Origin of the sequence: Rheinheimera hassiensis (genome assembly GCF_022436675.1) — a bacterium.
Taxonomy (GTDB): Bacteria; Pseudomonadota; Gammaproteobacteria; order Enterobacterales; family Alteromonadaceae; genus Alishewanella; species Alishewanella hassiensis.
In genome coordinates this window covers 52,769-70,624 of sequence record NZ_JAKUJZ010000003.1, presented here as the reverse complement: position 1 = coordinate 70,624, position 17,856 = coordinate 52,769, and the positions used below count along the sequence as shown (strand labels likewise).

General features: G+C 46.2%; 20 protein-coding genes. 12 read left to right on the top strand and 8 right to left on the bottom strand.

The window, feature by feature from the left end; genetic code table 11:
• Positions 1-3: 3 nt before the first annotated feature.
• From MJX74_RS06175 to MJX74_RS06160, 4 genes are read right to left on the bottom strand one after another with little or no spacing between them, the layout of a single operon-like run.
• On the bottom strand, positions 4-1,197 hold the full coding sequence (locus MJX74_RS06175) for an ABC transporter permease (protein ID WP_240221743.1): 1,194 nt from the start codon (positions 1,195-1,197) through the stop codon (positions 4-6).
• A gap of 5 nt (positions 1,198-1,202) precedes the next feature.
• Positions 1,203-2,501 (bottom strand): ABC transporter permease, encoded by a 1,299-nt coding sequence (locus MJX74_RS06170; RefSeq protein ID WP_240221741.1) that lies wholly within the window; start codon positions 2,499-2,501, stop codon positions 1,203-1,205.
• A 10-nt stretch (positions 2,502-2,511) separates the two neighbouring features.
• Positions 2,512-3,210, bottom strand: coding sequence for an ABC transporter ATP-binding protein (locus MJX74_RS06165; protein ID WP_240221740.1), 699 nt, complete (start codon positions 3,208-3,210; stop codon positions 2,512-2,514).
• A 31-nt stretch (positions 3,211-3,241) separates the two neighbouring features.
• Positions 3,242-4,510 (bottom strand): efflux RND transporter periplasmic adaptor subunit, encoded by a 1,269-nt coding sequence (locus MJX74_RS06160; protein ID WP_240221738.1) that lies wholly within the window; start codon positions 4,508-4,510, stop codon positions 3,242-3,244.
• A 217-nt stretch (positions 4,511-4,727) separates the two neighbouring features.
• On the opposite strand from MJX74_RS06160, the gene MJX74_RS06155 reads away from it, so the two are divergent.
• The 12 genes from MJX74_RS06155 to MJX74_RS06105 all read left to right on the top strand — a co-directional run bounded on the left by MJX74_RS06155 (position 4,728) and on the right by MJX74_RS06105 (position 12,504).
• Positions 4,728-5,654, top strand: coding sequence for a DUF3667 domain-containing protein (locus MJX74_RS06155; protein ID WP_240221736.1), 927 nt, complete (start codon positions 4,728-4,730; stop codon positions 5,652-5,654).
• Positions 5,655-5,752: 98 nt separating this feature from the next.
• Positions 5,753-6,292 carry a hypothetical protein gene (locus MJX74_RS06150; RefSeq protein WP_240221734.1) on the top strand — a complete coding sequence of 180 codons (540 nt, stop codon included), beginning with the start codon at positions 5,753-5,755 and terminating at the stop codon, positions 6,290-6,292.
• A 240-nt stretch (positions 6,293-6,532) separates the two neighbouring features.
• Positions 6,533-6,901, top strand: coding sequence for a hypothetical protein (locus tag MJX74_RS06145; protein WP_240221733.1), 369 nt, complete (start codon positions 6,533-6,535; stop codon positions 6,899-6,901).
• A gap of 73 nt (positions 6,902-6,974) precedes the next feature.
• On the top strand, positions 6,975-7,550 hold the full coding sequence (locus MJX74_RS06140; RefSeq protein ID WP_240221732.1) for a hypothetical protein: 576 nt from the start codon (positions 6,975-6,977) through the stop codon (positions 7,548-7,550).
• Positions 7,547-8,317 carry a hypothetical protein gene (locus MJX74_RS06135; protein ID WP_240221731.1) on the top strand — a complete coding sequence of 257 codons (771 nt, stop codon included), beginning with the start codon at positions 7,547-7,549 and terminating at the stop codon, positions 8,315-8,317. The genes MJX74_RS06140 and MJX74_RS06135 overlap by 4 nt, the downstream gene beginning before the upstream one ends.
• Before the next feature lie 134 nt (positions 8,318-8,451).
• Complete coding sequence (locus MJX74_RS06130; RefSeq protein WP_240221730.1) at positions 8,452-8,685, top strand: hypothetical protein; 234 nt, start codon at positions 8,452-8,454, stop codon at positions 8,683-8,685.
• 9 nt (positions 8,686-8,694) lie between these two features.
• A complete protein-coding gene (locus tag MJX74_RS06125) occupies positions 8,695-8,985 on the top strand; it encodes a hypothetical protein (protein WP_240221729.1) in 291 nt (96 codons plus the stop codon).
• Positions 8,963-9,193, top strand: a complete 231-nt coding sequence (locus tag MJX74_RS21920) for an HNH endonuclease (protein ID WP_420851384.1) — start codon at positions 8,963-8,965, stop codon at positions 9,191-9,193. The genes MJX74_RS06125 and MJX74_RS21920 overlap by 23 nt, the downstream gene beginning before the upstream one ends.
• Before the next feature lie 149 nt (positions 9,194-9,342).
• Positions 9,343-9,687 carry a hypothetical protein gene (locus tag MJX74_RS06120; RefSeq protein WP_240221728.1) on the top strand — a complete coding sequence of 115 codons (345 nt, stop codon included), beginning with the start codon at positions 9,343-9,345 and terminating at the stop codon, positions 9,685-9,687.
• Entirely contained in the window at positions 9,641-10,069 is a 429-nt protein-coding gene (locus MJX74_RS06115; protein ID WP_240221727.1) for a DUF4476 domain-containing protein, read from the top strand. Before MJX74_RS06120 ends, MJX74_RS06115 begins: the two co-directional genes overlap by 47 nt.
• Before the next feature lie 74 nt (positions 10,070-10,143).
• Entirely contained in the window at positions 10,144-10,773 is a 630-nt protein-coding gene (locus tag MJX74_RS06110) for a DUF1349 domain-containing protein (protein ID WP_240221725.1), read from the top strand.
• A gap of 270 nt (positions 10,774-11,043) precedes the next feature.
• Positions 11,044-12,504, top strand: coding sequence for a carbon starvation CstA family protein (locus MJX74_RS06105; protein WP_240221723.1), 1,461 nt, complete (start codon positions 11,044-11,046; stop codon positions 12,502-12,504).
• Positions 12,505-12,567: 63 nt separating this feature from the next.
• Here the strand turns inward: MJX74_RS06105 and MJX74_RS06100 are convergent, their stop codons facing one another.
• The 4 genes from MJX74_RS06100 to MJX74_RS06085 all read right to left on the bottom strand — a co-directional run bounded on the left by MJX74_RS06100 (position 12,568) and on the right by MJX74_RS06085 (position 17,707).
• Complete coding sequence (locus MJX74_RS06100) at positions 12,568-14,457, bottom strand: tetratricopeptide repeat-containing diguanylate cyclase (protein ID WP_240221722.1); 1,890 nt, start codon at positions 14,455-14,457, stop codon at positions 12,568-12,570.
• 97 nt (positions 14,458-14,554) lie between these two features.
• The gene (locus MJX74_RS06095) at positions 14,555-14,908 is read right to left on the bottom strand and encodes a YdbL family probable chaperone protein (RefSeq protein ID WP_068235698.1); all 354 of its coding nucleotides are present in this window, start codon (positions 14,906-14,908) and stop codon (positions 14,555-14,557) included.
• Positions 14,909-14,918: 10 nt separating this feature from the next.
• Complete coding sequence (locus MJX74_RS06090) at positions 14,919-15,107, bottom strand: YnbE family lipoprotein (protein WP_240221720.1); 189 nt, start codon at positions 15,105-15,107, stop codon at positions 14,919-14,921.
• Positions 15,104-17,707, bottom strand: coding sequence for an intermembrane phospholipid transport protein YdbH family protein (locus MJX74_RS06085; protein ID WP_240221718.1), 2,604 nt, complete (start codon positions 17,705-17,707; stop codon positions 15,104-15,106). Before MJX74_RS06085 ends, MJX74_RS06090 begins: the two co-directional genes overlap by 4 nt.
• Positions 17,708-17,856: the final 149 nt, after the last annotated feature.

The following is a 17,856-nucleotide window of genomic DNA, read 5'->3' as shown; positions in this document are numbered from 1 at the left end:
AGTTTATAAGGCTTTAGTGGCAGTGGCCGGGGATATCCGGGTAGCAATAGCCGCAGGATACCATGTCGCTACAGTGACACAAAGCAACAAGATAGCGCAGGTTGCCAGCGGTAACCACCAGCTCAATGGCGGAATAGTAATGACCTGTGCCAACGCCTGATTTAATAGTAAAGCCAAACCGATACCGAAAACTGCGCCGATAACGGTGCAGAGCCAGTTCTCACTTAGAAGCTCCAGTAAGATGGTGTTTTTGCTGGCGCCTAAAGCACGTTTAACGCCAATTTCCTGCTGACGTTTTAAAGCATGAAAATGGGTGCTGCTATAGCTTGAGACCATAGTAACCAGCAACATTAACGCACTTAAAATAGCCAGTAACATGGCTAAACCATATTCGTTACGATACAGATCTTTATGCTGTTCGGCCAAAGTGCGGACATGGAATATCTCTATATCAGGTTCTACGGCGCGTAACACGTCGGCTAACTTCTGCCGTACCGCCTCGGTTTGCTCAGGCTGTGTGCGCAACATAATGCTGTAGCCCCAGTCAACACCATAAGGCGGTGCCACCTGCACACTATTGTACATTACGTGGTCACTGTAGCGCTGGCCGTAGAAATCGTCGATAACGGCAGCCACCCGACCACGGCTACTCTGCCGCCCTATGGCACTTTCACCAGAAAACAGTTTATCTGCCAGGCTTTTGGTTAACACCACTTCAGGTTGAACCGGGCCATCAAGCGATATTGAGTGTTGTGGCAGCTCACCTTGCAGCACTTTGCCATTAAGTACACTGAAAAAATCTTTTGACACAAAGTACATAGGGACAGTAGGGATATTAGTCCGCTCTTCCTGTTCTATATCATAGATATTACCGTTATTGCCGCCTTGCAAAATTGCCGACTGATTGGCATAAGCCGCAGCGATAACACCGGGTAATGCCTGTACTGCAGCTAATTGCCGGTCTAACAGCTCTTGCAGCGCCGGATAAACCCGTAACGAAGCCGTAGTTGGCTTAAGCAGTGCCACCAGGGTGTTATTTAAATCTAACCCGGTTGGCTGATTTAATTGCTGCTGCGTTTGTTGCGCCAGTAAAATACTGTTTAACAGCAGCGCTAATGTCATGGCCAATTGCACCAGTAACAAGCCTGTAACCACTTTACGGCTAAACAACACTTTGCACAGTAAATAAAAAGACATGATGATTACTCCTTAAGCTGCTGATTTAAATTACCAAAAGAGGCACGAAGCGACGGGTAAAGTGTTACCAGATAACTACAGACAAAAGCGATACCTAGCAAACTCAGTAACAGCGTAAGATCCCAACTGGAGAACAGGCGGTTACTCGGCAACAGCTGGTTCATCAGTTTAATACCACCGTAAGCAGTTATTAGCGCGCCAGTGATAGTAAATACTGCCATCAGTATAACGTCGGCCAGCATTTGCAACTGTAACTGGGCACGACTGGCACCCAGAGCTCGGCGCAGGCTAAATTCGTACTGGTTACCTAAATAGCGGTTTAGGGATAAATGGCTGGCATTAAATAAACACACCAGTAAGAACAGCAGAGTTACCAGAGCAAACGCTTTAATATCAGTACTATCGCCGCCAAAGTAATTAACAATGTTGCGCATTGGTATCAGCTGATTATTGGCCTCAGACGGGTGACGCCCCGCGGCTTTCTCGTCCTGCACTAAATTGGCCATAAACTGCTGATAAGCCTGTTGCTGCGCCGGGGTATCCAACTGCACCCAATATTGCAACTGGTGCAGCGCGCCGGTGCGGCCCTGAGTGCTTAGCTGGCGGTAGTCTGTTTGATCAAAGGTTTGCGACTGGGTATTAGACAGATAATTCATGTCGTAGCCGGTTTCCAGCGGCAGATAAACATCTTCAACCGGGCTTAAATGATTGCGGTTATTGGCATCATATAGCCTTGGCAACATTTGCCAGTCGTCCAGTACGCCGGTTACGGTTAAGTGCCGGTCATCCAGCAATAGTTTTTCACCTATTACATCGGTGCGGCCAAACAGCTTTTCGGCGGTAGCTTTGCTAAGAATAATTTCATGGCGGGCGTTGTTATCCGGCCAGATGGTGCCATGCAGCAGCGGCACTTCAAACATGCTGAAAAAATCACGTTGGGTAATACGAATGCTCACCGGTAGCGCGGGCTGCGAAGCATTTAACCGCATATAACCACCTGCGCTGTACATGGCGGTTTTGGCTGATGGGATATCGCTCTGACTGAGCTTTTCGATATTACTGTAACTGAGCACTCTGGGTGGTTTGCAATCGGTGCAGGTGTATGGTGCGAGTAACATCATCGGAAAAAATAATTTGTCACTTTTATGTGGCATTGGATCCGAGTTCAACTGATAGTAAAAGGTAGCATTGGCGAAAAACACCCCCAAGCCAACACTTAGAATAAAAATGGTTAAGGCATAAGGCAGCGGTGCGCGCTTAATACCTTTGAAGCTCACTTTCAGGTAGTAAATAAACTGTTCCATTATCAGATCCTTAAGCGCTTTGCGCTGCCAGTGGGTCGTACATAGTAGAGTCGTGTAACTGGCCGTCGATGATCTGAATATTACGCCCGGCGCGCCGCGCCTGATCCGGGTCGTGCGTGACCATTAAAATGGTGCAGCCTTGCTGGTTTATTTGTTCCAGCAGCTCCATTACCTGGCGTGCCATTAACGAATCCAGGTTACCGGTGGGTTCATCGGCCAGTAAAATACGAGGTTCGCCGGCAATAGCGCGGGCGATGGCAACCCGTTGCTGCTGGCCACCGGACAGCTGGCCTGGCAGATAGTCGCGCCGCGCATGCAGACCAACCAGCTCCAGTGCCTGCTCAATACGCTGCTTGCGTGCTGCCGCATTTAAACCGCGGTAGCGCAGTGGCAATTCGATATTATCGTAAATACTGAAGTCTTTAATTAAATTAAAGCTTTGAAAGATAAAGCCTATCTTTTCATTGCGCAGTTTGGACAGCGCAGCATCTGACAGCCCTTTTACTGATTTGCCATCCAGCTGGTAGTCACCGCTATCGAAGCTTTCCAGCGTGCCTAAAATATTCAGCAGGGTAGACTTACCCGAGCCAGACGGTCCGGTAAGGGCGGCAAACTCGCCTTCATTTACCTGCAGGTTAACCTCACGCAGGGCATGAGTTTCAATTAATTCGGTGCGAAAAACTTTGCCTAAGTTAGTTAGCGTTATCATTTGTTATTCCTATATGTGATTTGTTGCATGGTTAATTCAGGTTTACCCGGTTCTGGTCTTTAAAGTCGGCTAAATTGGAAATGACCCATTGTTCGCCCTCGGTGGCACCACTAAGTATTTCTACCCACTGCACCGACAGTGCACCTAATTCAACCGGCTTGCGTATGGCTTGATTATTCAGCACCTGATAAGCCTGGCGGCCGCCACCTGAGCTGATAAAGTCGCCACGGGCAATTTTCAGCACATTTTCTTTATGCTCCAGTATGACCCGTGCGGTTAAGCGCTGGCTCTGGCGCAGTTGGCGGCTGTCGGCCTGGCTAAAGCGCACTCTTGCGCTTACCTGATTGCTGCGTACTTCCGGCGCTATATAGCTAATGGCACCGCTTAACTGTTGGTTGCCTAAATCGACTTCTACCTGCTGGCCGGGTAATAAATCGCGGGCGTAGCTTTCCGGTACGGCAAGTTCGGCCTCGTATTGGCTTAAATCAATAACGGTTAACAGTGCCTGGCCTGGCAGCACATGGCTTTGTTGCTCAACCAGCCAGTTACCCAGCTGGCCGGTTACCGGCGCAGTAATATTTAATGCGGTGACTTTGCGCTCCAGCTCGTTTACCACCAGTTGCTGGCGGTGAATATCCTGCTCTCGTGAGCTGAGCTCAAAGCTAAGTTTGTCTTTTGCCAGTTCAACTTTGCGCTTGGCGTGATCAAATTCCAATTCCGCTTTAGTGAGATTATCGGTGGCGATATCAAAATCCAGTTTGCGAATGACGCCAAGTTCAATCGATTGGGTGGCCCGCTGCAATTCGCGGCGGGCCGCCAGTAAATTTACCTGAGCGGCATTCATTATCTGCTCCATATCCAGCTGTTGTTCACGCGCATCTAACTCTGCACGTTCTGCTTCGCTTTGCATGCTGGCTAATACGGCTTGTTGTTGTTGTAAATCGTTTTGCAGAGCCGGGCTGGTAATGGTAGCCAGTAAATCACCCAGCGTTACGGCTTCGCCCGGCTGTTTAAATAACTGCACCTGGCCGGTTTCCTGGCTGTACAGGGTAGGGGCATTGGCGGCCACAATACGGCCTTGCACCGCGATGTCGCGCACTAAATCACCGCGTTGCACGCTGGCAAACTGCATTTGGCTGCGTGGTAAAACTAAACTGGCACTTTCGCCAACCGATTGAAAAAACGCCACCGCCAGTACCAAAGTGGTACCGGTGATGGCAACGGCTGGGAGAAAACGGCGCAGTGCGCTTTTAGCCGGGCGCTGAATAATATTGTCTTGTTGTTCTGTACCCTGGATCATCGTTACGGTGCTCTTACCTATTAGCAATGTAGTGATATAGCAGCTTTAGTGCCAAAGTTTAACTGTTTGAATTTTAATGATTTATTTTTTTGGTATGGCTTTTATAAGTGTCCGCGGACATTTGCAGTGTCCGCGGCAAAGTTGCGGACAACAGTTGCCAAAACAATTGCTTAACGTAGAATCGGTGATGCAGATAATAATAAAACATGAGACTAAAATGGATTTATCAGCCCGGCAGTGTGATAACTGCCACACCAGCTTACAAGGTGATTTTTGTCATCAGTGTGGCCAGGAGAAGAAAAGCTATATTCGTAATGTCAGTGGTGTGGTAACAGAGTTTTTCGGTGAGTTTAGTAACTGGGATACCCGCGTCTGGCGCACACTGGTGCCGCTATGGTTCCGGCCCGGCTTTTTAAGCCGCCGTTATGTACAGGGCCACCGCGTACCTTATGTGCCGCCATTGCGGCTGTATTTATTTACTTCAATTATTGCTTTTTTACTGTTTGCTCAATTAATGCCTGAATCAGTGGGCACTGTAAATATACCCAACGATAACGCTCCGCTGGCTGCTGATGGCATCACAGCAGAGCAGGCCGAAAGCATTAGCGGCCTGATCAGCGGCATTAATCAAGGCGTAAAAAAACAGGGGCCGACTGATAACGATCTGATGTTTTTGTCAGATGACGACAAAGACATCTTTTACACCAAACTGGATGCAATCACGGCCAACCCGAAACTGGCGATAAATAAATTTTTCAGCCTGGCACCGCAAATGATGTTTGTGCTGCTGCCGTTATTTGCGCTACTGCTTAAGCTGCTGTATATCCGCTCAGAGCGGTATTATACCGAGCACTTAATTGTGGCACTGCACAGCCACAGTTTTATTCTGCAGTTCTCAGTGTTGTATCTGGCACTGCAGGCACTTGCTGCCGTTAGCTGGCCCTGGCTGGTGCAGCCCATTGAATGGCTGGCCACGGCCACCCTGATTTGGATCCCAACTTATTTATTGTTAAGCCAGAAATTTTACTATCAGCAAGGCTGGGGTAAAACGCTGTTGAAGTTCTGGCTTACCAGCTCGTTGTATAACATATTGTTTATGTCTGCAATTATGGGCTTAATTATTTTAAGTATTTTGTGGTCTTAAATGGGTAGCGCAAAAGATAAAGCTTAAAATCTGCGCTGCAGCGTACAGCGGCCTGCTATCTTTATTGCTAAAACCCACAACTAGCAGGCGGCTGACAAATGGCACAGTTTCTGGACGTGATTATCGGCAGTTTTCTTGGCAGCAGCGTGGTAACTGCATTACTGGGCGTGCTGTTTTTGCGGCGCAATAAAACCATTGAAACCCAGATAGAAGCCCAGTTTAGCCAGGGCTTAAAGGTGTTTGAATCTACCCGCAACTGGAAAGAGCAAGCACTGGCCGAGCTATTTGGCCCGATGCAAATGCAGTTAGAGCGCACCAAGCGCGCCTTTCAGCGCTGGGATAATAAAAACCTGCATTTAGAAGCCGAGGTTATTCAAAAGGGCAATATCGCCATTCGTGATTTGTTACTGGCCAAAGGCCACCTGATCCCAGCGCATCTTATGCTGCACGCCGTTAGCCTGATAGAACACTACGACGCCTGGATAGAAGCCTATAACCGCATTCGCAATGACAATCACCTGACCGCCCAAACTGATTTCGTTTTTGTCGGCCCGGCAGGCTATCCCTTTCCGGCCAAAGCAGAACAGGCATTTAAAGACGAGTTTCACGCTTTGCAGCAAGCGTTGTATGGCGTGTAAATTAAAATAAATTGCATGGATAAATAAGCAGTTGCAGGTGAATTTATTGTTGTTAAGTATATCGCAAACTTAAACCACGCTTTCACCAGGCAAAAGCATCCTGCTCAATAAAAAATCTGTTGCTTTACGTGATGTTATTGGATAGCTTGATTTTATTTACAAAAGATAGAAGGGAGTTTACACAGCGTGAAAGCGTGTACGCTCCAAACTATAAAGCTGTTAGCTGTACAAGGAGTTCCATTGAGCACTATTAAACAATCAAGCATATTTACTGCATTTTTGGTTATATTTGGTTTTATTCTTCGTTATTACTCGGTGCATAAATCTGGCGTAGATATTAGCGTTCTAAATATTGGCATAAACGTTCTAGTCGCAGGTTTAATAGGTGGTGTCGGTTTCTATCTTGGGCAACTCAAAATTAAAGAGTCACTCGCTATAAAACATTTGGCCTTCTCTGCAACCTTGGTATTTTTCATGTCTCACGCACTAAGTAATTTATTGGGTTTGTACCAAATATCTTGGTTTGCATATGTTGCAGTAGTATTTGTTTTTGCATTTATTGCTGCAGTTAGAATCCCTAAAATGTTCAACAAAGAAAAGCACAGCTAACAAGCAAAGGCATCTGACGCGTACCGCGCAGCTGCTTTGAGCGTTAGATTTTCACTCAAATAAGGAGAGAGTCATGGAAAATACAAAAATAAGAATTGACCTTGTTCAAGGAATAGTAGAAGCGGAAGGCGATTCTGCTTTTGTTAAATCGGTCTACGATGATTTCAAGGATCGCTTACTCTCTCCGCCCCAAAAGACAGGGCAAGGTGTGAAGAGAGAGGCTCATGAAGTTCCGCCCCCAGCGCCCGAAACTGCCAAGAAGGTACTCACTGGGCGGAAGAAAAAGGCAAGTGGTGGAAGCTCATCTGGAAAAATGGTTAACGACTTAGATCTGTCTGGCGTCGGCGGGGCAGAAAGACTCAAAGATTTCTTCAGTCAATATAAGATATCAAGCAACTATGAGCGAAATCTTATATTTGTATATTACCTACAACACAGGCTCAACCTTCAGAATATAACTATCGATCATATTTTTACATGTTACCGAGATGTTGGAGTTAAAGTACCTAGTGCCCTTCAACAGTCACTTTGGGATACATCCAAGCACAAAGGTTGGCTTGATACGAGCAAAGGAGAGGATATAAAAGTTACCGTTCCTGGCATGAATCACTTGGAGCATGATTTAAAAAAGCAAGGGGATGAGCAGTGAAAGATGATCTCGACGAATTTGTTCAACAAATTCCGAGTATAACGGAACAGAAACCAGCCACACTAATTGAGTATTTTGTATATTTTATAACAGTAATCATCAATGAGGGGTCTGCCACTGCTGCAGGAGTTGAGAGGTGTTTTGAACTTGTGCGAATTCAAAAGTACTCAAATATTTCAGCCTATTTGTCTAAGAACTCGAAAAGATCAAAAAGCTCTTCACCAAAATTTCTGAAAACGAAAGTTGGCTACCAACTTGAAAGGGGAATGGAGTTAGAAATACAAAAGACATTGCATGTTGGCCCTGCTCGTCAAGAGACAAGCCATCTACTTAGGGGGCTTCTCTCCAAAGTTTCGAGTCAGCATAAACGTGCATTTCTACAAGAGGCTATTGATTGCTACGAAATTGGAGCGCGGAGAGCCTCGGTTGTCATGGTATGGATTCTGACTATAAACCATCTTTATGATTATATTTTTAAATATGAGCGGACTGCATTTGATGGTGCCTTGTCTAAAAACAATGACAAAAGGATCAAAGTCACAAAAATTTCAAAAGTCGATGACTTTTCAGAAATCCCAGAAGGCAAGTTTATTGAGCTTACTAGGTCAGCAGGCATTATATCCAATGATGTCCGGAAAATATTAGATGTGAAGTTAGGAATAAGGAACTCTTATGCACACCCATCAAATGTTACGATATCTGATGTCAAAGCAACTGATTTCATTATCGATTTGGTTGAAAACGTCATCTTGAAATACGAGGTATAGATGGGTGGTAAATCTAACAATTCGCTGCACACGGATAAATTACTCGCTGGGCTCGCAATTTTCCGGTGAGCAAGGCGTTATGCGCTATCGTTCTGCCAAATACATTTGCCAAAATTTTATATGGAATAAACGTTATGAAAGTAAAGATTGAGATCCTTGAACAAGGTGATGAAGCAATTGGATTTTACGAAAATAAAATCGCCATTAAGAAAAAAAGTGGTGATCTTGAAATATTCACCCTAACTTATGATGAAAACCAAATCCCTCGGATTGACGAGAGATCGGTTTTGATAACTTTTAAATCTGGAAAGTCGGTCAAGGCATCAATTGCAGACGATGATAGTAACTTTGAAGTTGGCTCATTTTGAGAATGCTCTATGTCCTGTTCAATTTGTAAAGAAGATGGGCACAATGCCAAGACATGCCCAAAAAACAATCGAGAACCAGTTCAAGCGGAAAGTCATGTACTTTGGGTTAAGTTTGATAATGTTACTCCGCAACAAGCAGATGAGCTTTTGAAGGGGGCAATTGATTTAAAAAGTGCCGTCGCACCAAATGCCAGAGGTACATTTGCAAAAGGAACTAAGAGCGAAATGCCACAAAAAATAGCTGAAGCTCTCAAATTGAATCAAACGAGTATTTCAAATGAGCCAAAAAAGATCGAGTGATCACCAAAAAGCCCAGAAAGAAGGAAAGGAGCTTGATGCGTACATGTGTTTTTTTTGCAACAAAGTTGACCAAAAAAATCATGGGCACCACATAATACTTTTCTCTGAAAATGGTAGTGCATCAACAGATAATATCATTACTCTATGCCCAGAGTGCCACAGAGCATACCATGCTGGAAGACTTAAAATTGATATAGGAAGGTTTTAATTCGCGAGCCATGCATAACAAGTCGCTCAAGCACCGCCACTTCGTGGCTGGACAGTTTTTAAGTCGCAGTTTTGTGGTTTTGCTGCGCAAAAATATTCCACAAAACTACAACTTAAAAACTGCCGCTTAGCTCGGCGTTATAAGCCTTTATGAAAAACTTATTAATCTTCACTTTTTTGCTTTTACCTTGCTTTGTATTCGCAGCAAACGAAATCAAAGTGCAAGCTGATCTAGAGTTCCTTTTAGATACCCAAAAGGAATCAGGAAAATTATGCATTGGTGAAAACGATTGCTCGACTTGGTCTACATTCTATTTGTTTAAAGCGAATGTTAAAAAAGTCATCACGGGCACTGAACCTAGCGCGTCATTTAAAGTAATTTATGGACGACACGATTTGTTAAAACAGGATTTAAACGACGTGGTATTAACACTTCGAGAAATGCGGCATGACAATGGTTTTGGAGCAAAATATCAAGTTGTCAATATTGAGTAGTAGTCGGCTTATAACAAGTATCCCTGAGCCTGTAGAGCTTTTAGTGTCAGGCTCGTCTGTATCTGAAAGTAGCTCGCCTACTGGGAAAGAGGTAAGAAAATTAGAATTTTCAGAGTTCCTGTATCAATTTAAAACATTTTCGCTTGATTCAGGTAAGTTGGGTTATGTGCAAAAATACAAACATGTTTTATCCAAAAAGCTGAAATTTAGCGAACTAAATGTACTTTTGAGGGAGCTGAGTATGGACTCAAATAAAATAGCTTTAGTTTCCATGTTGGAAAATAATTTTGAGCAACCTAAGGAAAATGACCTAGTAAATTACGCGAATAGTTTCACTCTTGACTCTAATCGTCAGAGATCATTATCTCTTATTTACCAGTAGAGCATAGCAAACTGCCGTTAAGCACGGACTTAGGAAAATAAGCAGATTACGGGAAACAATAAAGAGATTTTGTAATGGTAAATTTTACTGTCGGAAAGTGGACTTTTGAGCCGAAAGTTAGTGAAGTAACTTCGGAATTAGTGTCGATAACAACGGGGCCGAAAACAGATTTTTGGCAACGCTCTTATTACGGTTTCCGTAATGATAATGCCCCTGCATTATTAATCGAGTCAGAAGAAAATTTCACATTTACAGCGAAGGTAAGTTTTGCTTACCAAGCTCAGTTTGACCAATGTGGATTGATCATTTACCTAGATAATGAAAATTGGTTCAAAGCTTCCATAGAGTATGAAAACCAAGAGTTTTCCAGACTCGGTAGTGTGGTTACAAATTTAGGTTACTCAGACTGGGCAACCTCTGACATCTCGCTCCCCAAAGAAATTTGGTATCGTTTAAATCGTCGAGGTCCAGATTTCCTCATCGAGTCATCGTTTGATGGCCAAGTTTTCAAGCAAATGCGGATATTTCACTTGCATCAGCTGGGAGAGACTACGATAGAAATGGGTAAATGTAATCCACCGTTAGCGGCGCAAAATGCGGTGAGTTTTGGCGTTTATGCATGTAGTCCTTCAGAATCATCGTTTACAGCAAAGTTTACCGAAATGAGTCTAGAGCCTTGTAAATGGTTAGCACACGCGGTTTAAATTCACATAACACATATGAGCCTTCCCTGAGCCAATAGGTAAAACCGCTCTTCTGGCCGCGCTAGCGGCCAGTTTGTTGTTCATCAGCAATGCACCTTTTTATTTTCGGGTTAAGCGCATCTGCCGTTCAATGTCGCAGTGCCGCATCTGCGACTATAGGCTAGTATTCAGTGAGGAAATACCGTGCTATTCTGCCGGATCATAAAATAAGCGCCAACCAAGTATCCTAGTTAATTTACCTAAATACCTGAAGTAATAAGGAATTTTATAATGCTGATTTTCTTTGCCTGCATAGCCATACTCCTTGTCGGCTATAAGTTCTACAGCCCCTTTGTTGAAAAACAAGCGGGTATAGACCCTAATATCAAGACGCCTCAAGAACGTCTAAATGATGGTGTGGACTATGTTGCAGTCAGTCCCTTTAAGGCGTTTTTAATCCAGTTTCTAAATGTTGCCGGTGTTGGTCCAATTTTCGGGCCTATTTTGGGCGCGTTGTACGGCCCTGTGGCACTGGTCTGGATAGTCATTGGTAATATTGTTGGTGGTGCGGTACACGATTATTTTTCCGGTGTGATGAGTCTGAAAGAAGACGGCAAAAGCTTACCAGAGATTGCAGGCAAATATTACAACGTAATATTTAAAGGCGTCATGTTGGTATTTACCGCGATGCTGCTGTTTTTTGTTGGTGTGGTGTTTATTATGAGCCCGGCCGGGTTATTGAGTAATTTGTCTTATTTTGAAGGCACTTTTTTGGCTGGCAATACGTTTTGGGTGCTGGCAATACTGGCGTATTATTTTTTAGCCACGCTGCTACCGATTAATAAAATTATCACTAAGCTGTATCCGGCATTTGGTTTGCTGATGATTGTTATGACCACATTAATTGCGGTTGCGTTGCTGATGGAGGCTCCGCATCTGCCGCAGGTGAACGACATTTTTGCTTACTTTGATGGCCATCATGATCATGACTTTTTAGCGCCAAATCCAGATGGTTTGCCAGTTTGGCCATTGTTGTTTTTAACCATTACCTGTGGCGCTATAAGTGGTTTCCACTCCACACAATCGCCTATGATTGCCCGTTGCCTGACAAATGAAAAATATGCCCGTCCAGTTTTTTACGGTGCAATGATGTGTGAAGGTATTGTGGCCTGTGTTTGGGCCTTGGCCGGTATTGCTGCATTCCCTGGCGGTTATGTTGAATTAAAAACTATGCTGGCTCAAGGTGGGCCGGGTTTAGTGGTTAACCATATTGCGACCAGCTATCTTGGTATTTTCGGTGGTGTTATGGCTATTCTTGCAGTGGCTATTTTTCCGATTACCTCTGGTGACACGGCGTTCCGTTCTTTGCGTCTAACCATTATGGATGCGTTTAAAATTTCGCAAACAACCCTGCACAGACTTGCGTTGGCGGTACCGATACTGGGCGTTGCCTATTTAATGACGTTCCTGGATTTCTCGTTGATCTGGCGTTATTTCGCGTTTTCTAACATGCTGTTATCAACCAGCGTATTGTGGTTGGCTACAAAATACCTGTTTGACAGAGGCACATTCCACTGGATTGCCAGCATTCCGGCTGTCATTGGTACTGCTATAACGGTGGCTTATATTGCTACAGCGGGTATTGGTTTGAATTTACCTGCGACATACAGTAAGCCGATAGGTATAGTGATTGCGGTAATGTGTTTGATAGGGCTGGTAATGGCGCATAATAAACGCACTGCAACAGCATAAAGTTTTAATTTAAAAACGGCGCTTGTGATTAAGCGCCGTTTTTTTATACCTGATTATTGATACTTACTGGCCCGTTGATGATTTGTTACGGCCGTCAGCTTTGGCCTGATACAGCGCATCATCGGCGCGGCCAAGAGTAATGTTTAGTGCTTCGTCAGCCCGGTTTTGCGCAATACCTAAACTGCAGGTAATAGAAAACGGCTTTTTGCTGTCACTTATGCTAATGGCCGCTACCGCATGGCGCAAACGTTCGGCTATTACTTCTGCTTGTGTCAGTTCGGTGTCGGGCAGCACGATTAAAAACTCTTCGCCACCGGTGCGGCCAAAGTGGTCTTGTTCCCGCAATAAACTGCTGACCGTAACACTGAATTGCTGCAGGGCTAAATCGCCAGCTTCGTGGCCGTAACGGTCATTTACCTGTTTAAAATGATCCAGGTCGAGAATTAAAAAGCTCAGAGGCAGGGTGGTATCCAGCGCTTTTACCCGCTCTTGCTCGGCCAGCAACATAATGCGCCGCCGGTTGGCAATGCCGGTTAGTTCATCTGTCATGGCGAGATTATGCAACCTGCGGTTGCGCCGTTTTAGCGACAGGGCAGCAGCAAACAAAATCAGCAACAATAGCGCAATTAAGCTTAACGCGGCATATTGCCAGCGCTGGGCCAGCTGTAAGGTGCTGACATGCTGTTGCATCAGCGTTTTTTCTGCCGCCAGTTGCTGGTTGCGCTCTTGCTGACGGGCTGAGTCAAACTGAATGCGCAGCAAATTACTTTGCTGCTCTTTGGCCTGTTGCTGTTGTTGCTGATTACTGCTGAGGTAGTGTTGCAACATTTGGTAAGCCGCTGGCATGTCACCAGTGGCTGCCAGAGCTTCCGCTTTTACCTTGTACAGCATCAGCCGGTAGCGTGGGTTGTCATCAATGCTCAGGTGCTGTTCGGCCAGCGTAACCTGATGCAATGCATCTTCGGGTTGTTGCAGTGCAATAAGCGTTTCGCCGTGGTACAGCGCTAACAGCCCTTTGTAGGTAGCAAGCGACGACTGATCCGGCACTGTGCTGCTATTAAGCTCATCGAGCGCTTGTTGGTTGTAGGCCAGTGCATTGTCATATTGCTGCAGCAGGTTATACACCCACACCAGATTTACCTTAATGTAGGTTTGCCATAAGGGTTCATTCAGCTGTTTATACGCCTGTAAAGATTGCTCAAACAGCTCCAGTGCCTGTTGCGGCTGGTTCATCTCAGCATAAGAGAACGCTTTCTCGTTTAAGATCATCGCCAGACGAAATTGCTCTTGTGGCGCGGTAAATTCCTGGTCTGCCTGAGCCAGATAATCCAGCGCATCCTGATACAAGCCCATACGACGGTAAGTTGCCGCTATGGCGAGCACTAAGTCGCTGATATAAGATTTGTATCCCAGACTAAGCTGCAATTGATAAGCGCTAACATAGTGCTGCATGGCATCGGCATAACGGCCCCGATATGAGGCTATATCCCCCAGTAAGCTTAAACTAATGGCAATGCTCAGCGGGTTTTCACTGGTGCTGGCCGCTTCGTAGCTAAGCTGGGCGTTTTGTTCTGCCAGTTGGGTTTGCCCCAGTTGGCTGTAAAGGTAATAGCGGCAAACATAATAATCGGCTAATGCCTCGTGATCCTGATTTGTGTTAGCCAGGCTGAGTTTTTCATCACTAAAGCTGATGCCTTGCTCTGGTTTATCAAAGTAAACCAAAGTGCAGCGTAAACGGTCGAGCATACTGCCACGCTTGGTGTCATTAGCGGGTAGGGCAGTTTCAAGCTCAAGCAGTGCTTGTTGATAATCTGCAATACTGAAAAAAGGCCGCTCACCCCGTTCTATTTGTTTTACCAGCGCGTCAAACTGTTGTGGCTGTGCCTGCGCACCGGCGCTGTAAAAACTGCCGTAAAACAAGCAAAAAAAACAGAGGTAAGGTTTTATTGGCATAGATAAATCCTATGCGCCAATAGCCAATAACTTGGAAGGACCGGCATCTTAGCTACAGATGCCGGTTTGGAATATACAAGGCTGACTGGGCCGGGACTCAGGGCTTTTTAATCCAGTTACCGTCGAGCAAAATATAATGGCCGGCGCTGGTGCGCTCAAGGGCTTTTTTGCCTGCCATTGCCTCTACGTCTGCTACCGCTATGTTGTTTTGTTGCGCCAGTTTGGCATATTCAGCACGGCGGGCGTCGTTAATCAGTTTAACAATATTGGCCGCATCGCCACTGTTGCTGACCACTCCTAAATAACCGTTAGCCTGCTCGCCAACCAAACCTTGTGTTTTGGCCTGGCCCAGTGCTGACATGGCTTGTTGTAAATTCATTGCCAATACCGGCAGGCTGATAGCAAACAGTGCAGGTAACAGTAGCATTTTTAGTTTATTAAACCGTTTCATCATGTGCTCCTTAGAATAAACCACTGTCATCGCTGAATAACTCATCCAGCTGTTTGTCGACTTTAATATAAATCTCATGCTGAATTTTTACATTCAGGTTGATGTTAATCGGTTCGGCTGGCAAAGCCACCTGCACTTTGGGAGTGCAGGCGCCCAGCAATAGTGCCAGAACGACTGCTCCACTGAGTTGTTGTATCATGGTTGTACTCCGTTAGCGCGTTTTGCGCCTGACTGTTGTAAACGTTGTTGCACCCGTTGCTTTATTTTATCGCTGATTTTGCTGCTAAGCTGCAGGCTGGTGATCAGCGCCGGTATATCTTCTTCCAGATTAATATTCAGGTTTATCGCCCGGCCAGCTTCCAGCGCCGGATTTTGTCCTTTCAGGGTTAGCCCCAGCAACAATTTACCACTGGTATCATAGCTGACATTGCTCGATAGCACCGAATAATGAAAATCGTCCAGTGCCTCCAGCACCACTTTCATGCCCTGGTTGCTTGCTGCCATAGATTGCGCCGTTGGCGGACGGTACTGTAACTTGCCCCCCGGGCTTTCTGCCGCAATGCTGCCATCTTTAACGCTGGCACCGTTACGCCCAAGCAGCAGTGGAATAGTGCCGGAGATCCTGCCATTACCGCTAAGATCAGTTGTGGGATGTTGCTGTAGCAGCTGAGTTAAATCAATTTGTTTGAGTTGCAGCAGTAATTGCTGCTCTGCCAGCGATAAATCCAGCAATACCGGTTCCACCTGCACCTGCCCACCCATTGCCAGCAGTTGTAGCTGCTGGATATCCAGTTTACCTGCGGTAATGGCGTCGGCAGTAGCATTATATTGCGCATTCAGTTTTAGTGGCCCGACAACTACGCCGTGCTCAATTTCGGCTACGGTGGCATCAGTTGTGGCCAGTTGCACGGCATCGGCCTGGTATTTTAGCTGCAGAGCGGCAGTTAACTCTTTAAACAGGCTACGATCATAAATACCACTGACACCCGAAAAATTTACCTTTGCGCTGGCACTGACTGCCGGTAACAGGGTTAACTCACCTGAACTGGCAATACGGCCGCGGTTAAACTCCAGCAAGGCAGGCCAGGCGGTTAGGGTTGCCGCCAGCGGGTTACCGGCCAGCAAAAACATATCATCCAGTTGCCAGTTAAGTTTAAGCTTATCATGTTGGTACGTTAGCTGATGTGTAAGCCCCAGGCTGGCAGCATTGCTTATATGGCCGTCCAGTACCAAATTGTTTAGCTCGCCACTGAGTTTGCTTTGCCACTGCCAGCTTTGGGGCTTTAACTGCGGATGCGCCAGTTCGCTGGCACTCAGCTTGATATCAGAGTGCAGCTTAACCTGATTAAAGCGGCTGTCACCACTAAACTGGCCGGGGCTGATACTGAGCTTAATATTACGGCCACTGATACTGGGCGCACTTAGGGTGGCGATGTCGGCGGTTAACTGTTGTACATCCAGTTGCCAGCTGTCGGCAAGCCAGTAGGCGTTAAACTCACTGTTCAGTTGTACCTCGCCCAGTTTAGTGTCTGGCGCCGGGTTAAATAGCTGTTGTTTCAGGCTTAACCTTGCCTGTTGCAGCTGTGCGCTCATTGGCGGAGTCAGGTTAAGTATGGCATTGCCGGTTAAGCCCAGCGCTGTTTTGCCTTCGCTGGTAAGGGCTATCTGCAGTGGCAGGGCGTTAAGTTGTGGTTGGTTTTTGCCATCGGCGTTTACTGTAATATGCACTGCGTCGGCATTAAGGCCCAACTGCAACAAATCACCGGACAACTGTGGTTTTAATAAGGTTAACTGGCTATTTAACTGATATTGGCTTAATTCGCCTTGTTCAAGGCCAAGCTTAGCGGCAACCGTGCCTTGCAGCTGGCCTATGCCCGGCAGGCTAAGCGGGGTGGGCAGGTTAGCACTTAGTTGCCAGGTGCCGCTGGCTTGCTGACTCAGGCTGGCCAGGCTAAGGTGCTCCGGTAATGCCAGTTGCCAGTTACTCTGCAGCGTTACCGGTGCGGTAAACTGCGTTAACGCATCGGCTGGCAACTCAATTTGCCACAGCTTAAACTGTTGTAATAACCAGGGTGAGGGCGGGGCAATATCCAGCTTAAGTTCGCCGCTGGCATTAACGCCGTCTTGGGCTGAGAGCTGCTGGCTGAGTGTAAGCCAGGCACTGTCATCCAGCGTAAGTTGGGCATTAAGCAGGGGGAGGTTTTGTATGGCCTGGTAATCGCCGCTCAGGCTTAACCGCGTTATATCGCTGTTGGCAGCATCGGCATTGTATGTGTCGGTACTGGCAGCATCAGCAACAGTAAGTTGGTACTGCAGTTTTTGCTGCACAATGCTCAGTTCCGCCTGCAGCTGATAACTGCAGCGGCTTTGGCCGCAGGGCAGGTGGATACCAAGCTGTTGCAGCGAAACAGTGCCGGGCAAAATAGCCGGCAATTGCCAGTTTTCTGGCAGGCTAAAAGCAGGCGTTGCTGTATCCGCAGTGCTGGTATCTGCTTGCGGCCAGGTGGTCAGGGTAATATTGCCGTTACCCAGCTGAACATGGTCCAGTGCCAGACTAAACCAGCCCGGAAACAGCCAGCTAACAGTCACGTCATTCAATTGCACATGAACATCTGCAGAGCTGATGTTAAAGCTGACATGGCTTAACTGCAGTTGATGCAGCGACAAAGCTTTGACTTCATAATGCAGGTTTTGCACCGGCAAAGCCGCCAGTGTTTTTTGCAGGTACCAGTAACCCGTAGCCAGTAACAGCAGCATTAGCACTAAGCTTGTAAGCAGCGTTTTATGCCACCAGCGCATGGGTATGGTCCTTTATTTAAGTAAACCGACAGTAAGCTGAACTCACTGAATAGATTATGAATATATCAGCTGGGCCAGGTTATCTCTATGCAGCAGTGGTATAAAACCGTGGCAATAAAAAAGGGCAGCCTTGGCTGCCCCTTATCATA

Excerpts from the sequence above, each read along its gene's own strand:
- MJX74_RS06155 (WP_240221736.1), top strand. The coding sequence starts at position 4,728 with ATGGATTTATCAGCCCGGCAGTGTGATAACTGCCACACCAGCTTACAA.
- MJX74_RS06170 (WP_240221741.1), bottom strand. The coding sequence starts at position 2,501 with ATGGAACAGTTTATTTACTACCTGAAAGTGAGCTTCAAAGGTATTAAG.
- MJX74_RS06090 (WP_240221720.1), bottom strand. The coding sequence starts at position 15,107 with ATGATACAACAACTCAGTGGAGCAGTCGTTCTGGCACTATTGCTGGGC.
- MJX74_RS06165 (WP_240221740.1), bottom strand. The coding sequence starts at position 3,210 with ATGATAACGCTAACTAACTTAGGCAAAGTTTTTCGCACCGAATTAATT.
- MJX74_RS06100 (WP_240221722.1), bottom strand. The coding sequence starts at position 14,457 with ATGCCAATAAAACCTTACCTCTGTTTTTTTTGCTTGTTTTACGGCAGT.
- MJX74_RS06160 (WP_240221738.1), bottom strand. The coding sequence starts at position 4,510 with ATGATCCAGGGTACAGAACAACAAGACAATATTATTCAGCGCCCGGCT.
- MJX74_RS06140 (WP_240221732.1), top strand. The coding sequence starts at position 6,975 with ATGGAAAATACAAAAATAAGAATTGACCTTGTTCAAGGAATAGTAGAA.
- MJX74_RS06120 (WP_240221728.1), top strand. The coding sequence starts at position 9,343 with ATGAAAAACTTATTAATCTTCACTTTTTTGCTTTTACCTTGCTTTGTA.
- MJX74_RS06105 (WP_240221723.1), top strand. The coding sequence starts at position 11,044 with ATGCTGATTTTCTTTGCCTGCATAGCCATACTCCTTGTCGGCTATAAG.
- MJX74_RS06110 (WP_240221725.1), top strand. The coding sequence starts at position 10,144 with ATGGTAAATTTTACTGTCGGAAAGTGGACTTTTGAGCCGAAAGTTAGT.
- MJX74_RS06175 (WP_240221743.1), bottom strand. The coding sequence starts at position 1,197 with ATGTCTTTTTATTTACTGTGCAAAGTGTTGTTTAGCCGTAAAGTGGTT.
- MJX74_RS06085 (WP_240221718.1), bottom strand. The coding sequence starts at position 17,707 with ATGCGCTGGTGGCATAAAACGCTGCTTACAAGCTTAGTGCTAATGCTG.
- MJX74_RS06095 (WP_068235698.1), bottom strand. The coding sequence starts at position 14,908 with ATGAAACGGTTTAATAAACTAAAAATGCTACTGTTACCTGCACTGTTT.
- MJX74_RS06125 (WP_240221729.1), top strand. The coding sequence starts at position 8,695 with ATGTCCTGTTCAATTTGTAAAGAAGATGGGCACAATGCCAAGACATGC.
- MJX74_RS06130 (WP_240221730.1), top strand. The coding sequence starts at position 8,452 with ATGAAAGTAAAGATTGAGATCCTTGAACAAGGTGATGAAGCAATTGGA.
- MJX74_RS21920 (WP_420851384.1), top strand. The coding sequence starts at position 8,963 with ATGAGCCAAAAAAGATCGAGTGATCACCAAAAAGCCCAGAAAGAAGGA.
- MJX74_RS06150 (WP_240221734.1), top strand. The coding sequence starts at position 5,753 with ATGGCACAGTTTCTGGACGTGATTATCGGCAGTTTTCTTGGCAGCAGC.
- MJX74_RS06115 (WP_240221727.1), top strand. The coding sequence starts at position 9,641 with ATGACAATGGTTTTGGAGCAAAATATCAAGTTGTCAATATTGAGTAGT.